The sequence below is a fragment of the Pseudomonas sp. 5P_5.1_Bac1 genome (assembly GCF_025466015.1).
Classification (GTDB): Bacteria; Pseudomonadota; Gammaproteobacteria; order Pseudomonadales; family Pseudomonadaceae; genus Aquipseudomonas.
Map to the genome: position 1 here is coordinate 1 of NZ_JANLNX010000046.1, position 1,486 is coordinate 1,486.

At 54.8% G+C, this 1,486-nt stretch carries 1 protein-coding gene; it reads right to left on the reverse strand.

Annotated elements, in window-relative coordinates; all coding sequences use genetic code 11:
- Positions 1-371: 371 nt before the first annotated feature.
- Entirely contained in the window at positions 372-1,397 is a 1,026-nt protein-coding gene (locus NTD82_RS09195) for an IS110 family transposase (RefSeq protein WP_262128522.1), read from the reverse strand.
- Positions 1,398-1,486: the final 89 nt, after the last annotated feature.

Genomic DNA, 1,486 nt, shown 5'->3' on the forward strand with positions numbered 1-1,486 from the left:
AGACTTGCGAAGCAAGTCGTAGACCGCGTGGCCCCGAAAGGCGCCGGAGGGAGGGGACCCGGAGCGCAGCGTAGGGCCGGATGTGGGAGCGAGCGGTTTTGCCTACTTTTTCCAAGAAAAATCTATGGTCACCCCATTTTTCGCAATACTGATCATTGGATGAAGTGGATGGCTTGCTTAAATCTATCCGGCGTCTATGGGCTCGTATCCCGCGCCACGATGAGTGTTCGCACCCGGCGATCCTAATAAAGTAGGCGGCCTCAGGGGCCAATTTTTCTTCCAGGATCATAGCCAGGCCGATCGGCCGTTTACTTCATCTGTTGTTCAGCTATCGCAAAACCTGATGGTGAAACACGGTGCAGACAGCGGGGTCAGGCGTTCATTGCGGCTGGCCCCGCTTCATATTGTGTGTGTCGCGTAGCAATGGCCCAAGCAATGCGGGCCAGTTTGTTGGCCAACGCGCAGGCCACCACATTGGAGTGGCGTCGCGCTGATAGCAAACGTACCCACTCCGCCAATGGGCCTTTTTGATGCTCCAAGCGCATCATGTAGACCCGGGCGCATAGCACCAGCAAGTATCGAAGGTTTTTGTTGCCGCGCTTGCTGATTCCTAACAGTCCCTGTCTGCCACCTGTGCTGTATTGCTTGGGAACCAAACCCACAGATGCTGCAAAATCACGACTGCTGCTGTATTGCTGACCGTCGCCCATTTCTACAGCCAGTAGGCTGGCGGTGATCGGCCCGACACACGGAATGCTCAGCAAACGACTGCCTAGATCATCGTCAGCCAACTGGCTTTCCAGCTCTTTGTCCAACAACTTGATTTGTTCGTTCAGATAGCTGAAGTGATCATGCAGGCGTTGCAGCAACGCCACGAGACGTACAGGCAAGTCGTGCTGTTCAAGAATTGAGGCAAGGCGTTTGATCACCGCCAGGCCTGTCGGCAGGCTGACGCCGAATTCAAGCAGGAAGCCGTGCATCTGATTCACAGTCTTGGTGCGGTCGCGAATCAGTGATTCACGTATCCGATGGGAAACCGAAAGTATCTGCTGGTCAGGCGATTTCGGCGTCACAAAGCGCATAGATGGCCGGGACGCGGCTTCGCATATCGCTTGTGCATCGACGAAGTCATTTTTGTTGCTCTTGACGAAGGGCTTAACGAACTGAGGCGAAATCAGCTTGGCTTCATGCCCCATCGCCTTGAGCTCTCGTGCCAGATAGTGCGAGCCAGCGCAGGCCTCCATCACCACTGTGCAAGTAGGATGATTGGCCAGAAACAACATCATCTGCTGCCTTGAGCACTTCTTGCGCGATACCTCTTTGCCGGATTTGTCTTGGCCATGCAGGTGGAAAGTATGTTTGCCGATATCGATGCCGATCAGTGTCACGTTGCTCATGATGACGGTCTCCGCAGGAAAAACACCCTGCGAAAGCGTACGCCTCGCAGGGTGCCGGGGTGACCATCTCATTAAGTAGGCCGCCGTAA